The 5,511-nt window shown below is 52.4% G+C and carries 3 protein-coding genes; 1 reads left to right on the top strand and 2 read right to left on the bottom strand.

Annotated elements, in window-relative coordinates:
* Window positions 1-113 precede the first annotated feature (113 nt).
* Window positions 114-4,016 (bottom strand): ATP-dependent RNA helicase HrpA, encoded by a 3,903-nt coding sequence (gene hrpA, locus ACUU1M_RS18380; RefSeq protein WP_449144728.1) that lies wholly within the window; start codon window positions 4,014-4,016, stop codon window positions 114-116.
* 200 nt (window positions 4,017-4,216) lie between these two features.
* Here hrpA and azoR point away from each other — a divergent pair, with 200 nt between their 5' ends.
* Entirely contained in the window at window positions 4,217-4,822 is a 606-nt protein-coding gene (azoR, locus tag ACUU1M_RS18385) for an FMN-dependent NADH-azoreductase (RefSeq protein ID WP_000048948.1), read from the top strand.
* Between the two features lie 53 nt (window positions 4,823-4,875).
* On the opposite strand, the gene ACUU1M_RS18390 is transcribed toward azoR, so the two are convergent.
* Window positions 4,876-5,511, bottom strand: a 636-nt coding sequence (locus ACUU1M_RS18390) for a dual specificity protein phosphatase family protein (RefSeq protein ID WP_449144729.1), incomplete at its 5' end; no start/stop codon positions are given.

A 5,511-nucleotide genomic window follows, 5' to 3' on the forward strand; every position in this document is an offset into this window, starting at 1 on the left:
GGCTACCTCATTTTTCTGAATTCCTGAATTTTTGTCCTTACCGTTTTAGAATTAATAAAAAACCCGGCGCTAAATGCTTACCAGGTTTTAGATTTATTAGGCAAATAGCAGGGTTAACCGCTAATCTGCTCCATCGCCTGCAAAATACGCTTATCTGAAATCGGATAAGGCGTACCAAGTTGTTGAGCGAAGTAACTAACGCGCAGCTCTTCTATCATCCAACGGATCTCTTTCACGTCTTCATCCTCACGACGTGCAGGCGGCAGTTTGTTGATCCATTGCTGCCACGCCTGCTGGACGTTTTCGACTTTCAGCATCTGTGCACGATCGCGATGTGGATCAACCGCCAGTTTTTCCAGTCGTTTTTCAATCGCCTGCAAATATCGCAGCGTGTCGCCCAGCCGTTTGAAGCCGTTACCAGTGACAAAACCGCGATATACCAACCCGCCCATCTGCGCTTTAATGTCAGAAAGCCCCAGTGCCATGGTCATATCCACCCGCCCTTTCAGACGTTTGTTGATATTGAACACCGCAGTGAGGATTTGCTCGACCTGCTTCGCAATATCCACCACCGTGTCATTCAGTTCGGCGCGCACTTTTTCATGCAGCGCAGCAAAGCCTTCTTCCGTCCAGACCGGGCCACCATTGGCGTCGATCAGTTGATCCACACCGCAGGAGATACAGTCGTCGATCAGCTCCAGCACTTTGCCATACGGGTTAAAGTACAGCCCCAGCTTGGCTTTGTTTGGTAACTTCTCATGTAAATACTTGATCGGCGAGGAAATATTTAGCAGCAGTAGACGGCGAAGACCATTCCACATTGCCTGTTTTTGCTCCAGCGGGTTATCAAACAGTTTGATCGCCACGCTGTCGCGTTCATCCACCAGCGCCGGCCACGCCTTCACTTTATAGTTGCCACGCTTCTGTTCGTAACTTTCCGGCAGCTGACCAAAACTCCAGATATGTAAGCCGCTCTGCTCGATACCGTCATCCGCCACCGCGGACAGCGTTTCCTGCACTTTGCCTTTCAGCGCATCTTTCAGATCTTGTAGCGAGCGCCCTTCTTTTAGCTTCTTGTTTTTGTCATCCACCACGCGGAAGGTGATTTTCAGGTGATCGGGCACCTGATCCCAGAGCCAGTCTTCGCGGTCAACGGTAACGCCGGTCATCCGCCGTAACTCGCGCTCAAGGCTGTCGAGCAACGGTAACTCCAGCGGTGTGACGCGGCCTAAAAACGCTTCGGCGTAGTTTGGTGCAGGCACAAAATTACGGCGTACCGGTTTCGGCAACGATTTAATCAGAGCAATCACCAATTCGCGGCGCAGACCGGGGATCTGCCATTCAAACCCGCTTTCCTCAACCTGGTTAAGTAACGGCAGCGGAATATGTACGGTCACACCGTCCGCGTCCGCGCCTGGCTCAAACTGATAGCTCAAACGCAGCTTGAGATTGCCCTGATGCCAGAAGTTCGGGTAATCCAGCTTGCTGATTTTTTCCGCCCCTTCTTTGATCAACATGCTCTTTTCAAAGTTGAGCAAATCAGGCGTTTCGCGGCTGACTTTTTTCCACCAGCTATCGAAGTGACGAGCGGAGATTACATCGTGGCTGATGCGCTGGTCGTAGAACTCAAACAGCGTTTCGTCATCAACCAGAATATCGCGGCGACGTGATTTGTGTTCCAGCTCTTCCACTTCGGCCCGCAGTTTCAGGTTTTCACGGAAGAATGCGTGACGCGTCTGCCAGTCACCTTCCACCAGAGCGTGGCGAATAAAGAGTTCACGACATAACGCCGAATCGATCTGGCTGTAGTTGACCTTGCGCGCAGCAACAATCGGCAAACCATAAACAGTGACTTTTTCCGTTGCCATCACCGCGCCCTGCGCCCGTTCCCAGTGCGGTTCGCTGTAGGTGCGTTTAATCAAATGCTGAGCAACGGGTTCTACCCATTCCGGGTCGATACGCGCAGCAATGCGCCCCCACAGGCGGCTGGTTTCTACCAGTTCCGCCACCATTACCCATTTCGGCGGCTTTTTGAATAAACCAGAACCGGGGAAGATGGAGAAACGCGCGTTACGTGCACCGGTATATTCCTGTTTATCGGCATCTTTCATGCCGATATGGGAAAGCAAACCGGTCAGTAAGGCGATGTGAATTTCACGATACTCCGCCGGTTCGCTGTTGACCGGAATGCCAAGTTCTTTCACCACCTGGCGCAACTGGGTGTAGATATCCTGCCATTCGCGCACGCGCAGATAGTTGAGGTAATCGGTACGACACAGGCGACGGAAGGCGTTGGAAGAAAGCGCCTTTTGCTGCTCGCCAAGATAATTCCACAGATTTACAAACGAGAGGAAGTCGGATTCTTTGTCGTGGAAGCGACGATGTTTTTCGTCCGATGCCTGCTGTTTGTCCATCGGACGTTCGCGCGGATCCTGGATGGAGAGCGCGGACGTGATAATCATCGCCTCACGCACGCAGCCATGTTTTTGCGCTTCCAGCACCATACGCGCCAGACGTGGGTCGACAGGCAACTGCGAGAGCTGGCGACCGAGCGGCGTCAGTTTATAGGCGCTGGCCTGTTCATCCGTGGTGATCGCGCCCAGTTCTTCGAGCAGACGCACGCCATCCTGGATATTGCGTTTATCCGGTGCTTCGACAAACGGGAACGCAGCGATATCGCCCAGCCCCAGCGCGGTCATCTGCAAAATAACCGAGGCCAGGTTGGTACGCAGAATCTCCGGATCGGTAAACTCCGGGCGCGAGAGGAAATCGTCTTCGGAATAGAGACGAATACAGATCCCTTCGGACACACGACCACAGCGGCCTTTACGCTGATTGGCAGACGCCTGCGAAATGGGTTCAATCGGCAAACGCTGCACTTTGGTGCGATAGCTGTAGCGGCTGATACGCGCTGTACCGGGGTCGATGACGTATTTAATCCCCGGTACGGTCAGCGAGGTTTCCGCGACGTTGGTCGCCAGCACAATGCGCCGTCCGCTGTGCGACTGGAACACGCGGTTCTGTTCGCTGTTCGAAAGCCGCGCATAAAGCGGCAAGATTTCGGTATGGCGTAAGTTCAGCTTGTTCAGCGCATCGGCGGTATCGCGAATTTCCCGCTCGCCGCTCATAAAGATCAGAATGTCGCCGGGGCTTTCCTGGCTTAGTTCGTCTACGGCGTCAAAAATCGCCTGCAACTGATCGCGCTCGGTGTCATCGGCTTCTTCAACAATCGGGCGATAGCGCACTTCCACCGGATAGGTCCGACCGGAGACTTCAATAATCGGCGCATTATTAAAGTGGCGCGAAAAGCGTTCCGGGTCGATAGTCGCGGAAGTGATAATGATTTTTAGGTCAGGACGCCGCGGCAGCAACTCTTTCAAATAGCCGAGCAGAAAATCGATATTCAGGCTGCGTTCGTGCGCTTCGTCAATAATGATGGTGTCGTACTGCATCAGCAGGCGGTCTTGCTGGATCTCCGCCAGCAGGATCCCGTCGGTCATCAGCTTGACCATCGTGTTATCACTTACGTGATCGCTGAAACGCACTTTGTAACCGATGCAACCGCCCGGCTCCGTTTTCAGCTCTTCCGCAATACGGTTGGCCACCGTTCGTGCCGCCAGGCGACGCGGCTGGGTATGACCGATCAGCCCTTTAATACCGCGCCCCAGCTCCATACAGATTTTCGGTAGCTGAGTCGTTTTACCGGAGCCGGTTTCCCCGGCGACGATCACCACCTGGTGATCACGAATCGCTTCGAGTATGTCCTGTTTTTTCTGACTAACCGGTAAATTGTCAGGATAAGTGATTTCCAGTCGTGCCGCTTCACGCAGCAGGACTTTCCCTGCCGCCTGGTCAATCTCTTTCGCCATCTCCTGGAAAATGGCCTGTTGTGCATCAGGATTTTTAACCTTCTTAACACAATGCAGACGGCGAGAAAAACGCAGTCTGTCGCGCAGCATCAGCGAATCCAGCCGCTGTTGCAAGGCAGTAAAGGTCAATTTTTGTTGTTCTGTCATAACGTTAGTGGGCAGTAGTCTGCCTGATTAATTTTCTTTTAAATGATAGATATAGAGTACCACATCGCGGCTTTCTATGCGTTGTTCAATAAATTCGAACATAGACTTCGATTTATTGCGCTATCTCTGTGGCAGGATTGTGAATAAAGTGTCAGCAAGCAACGGGGCATCGTCCATTCAAACATCTATAAGGAAACACCATGAGCAAGGTATTAGTTCTTAAATCCAGCATCCTGGCAGGGTACTCTCAGTCTAATCAGTTGTCCGATTATTTTGTTGAACAATGGCGCGAAAAGCACTCCGCTGATGAAATCACCGTTCGCGACCTAGCTGCAAATCCGATTCCGGTACTGGATGGCGAACTGGTTGGCGCTCTGCGTCCGAGCGATGCGCCGCTGACTCCGCGTCAGCAGGAAGCTCTGGCGCTTTCCGATGAGCTGATTGCCGAGCTGAAAGCCCACGACGTTATCGTTATTGCGGCACCGATGTATAACTTCAACATCTCAACTCAGTTGAAAAACTATTTTGACCTGGTTGCACGCGCAGGCGTTACTTTCCGCTATACCGAGAACGGTCCGGAAGGTCTGGTAACGGGTAAAAAAGCCATCGTTATTACCAGCCGCGGTGGGATCCACAAAGATGGACCAACGGACCTGGTGACGCCGTATCTGTCCACGTTCCTCGGCTTTATCGGCATTACCGATGTGAAATTTGTCTTCGCCGAAGGGATCGCATACGGTCCGGAAATGGCAGCGAAAGCACAGTCTGACGCAAAAGCAGCCATCGACAGCATTGTTGCTGCATAACCGGACACGGTCTTGATGTGGACTGTAGATATTCAGTCCACATCTCAATCCACTTACCTGTTTTCCCATAATTTCAACATCGCTTTGTGCTCTTCCTTAAGCACAATATGCGAGCGTCTGGCTCGAATAAAGCTAATCGCTTCATCAACTGTTTTACAGTGTCCGTAACATAACAGCCATGCCGCCACTACCAGCGCACTGCGCGATAATCCCAATGCGCAATGGACCAGAACGCTGCCTTGCTCTTCGCGTAATGTTTCCAGCATCGCCACGGCCTGTCGGAGCTCCCCCTCTTCCGGAACCACCAGCTCCAACATCGGTACACAGAAATAGAGTCGATCTTTTGTCGCTCGTCCACGAGGGAATTCAAAGGTGACGTCCAGAACCGCATTCTGTGCCGGAATATGTCGTGGAAACGCCCTTAAATAAACACCAGCAGTCATTTTGCTCACCGGCTCCAGGCGACGACAAAACCAACGCATAGATAGCCACATCCCGATGCGCCAGGGCAATGTCAGCCAGTAAACGGCGGGCGGGAGTTTCCCCTGACTATCTTTCCCTGTTGTTATCGCGCCAAGCCCACCGTACCCACGGCCAATAATGAGTAGCGATAATACTGGCCAACATAACCAGACTGACCACCATAACTGAACCATCATCATTAGCTCCATCAACACAATGCACGCGCC

This window comes from Shigella sp. SIG6, from assembly GCF_053555815.1.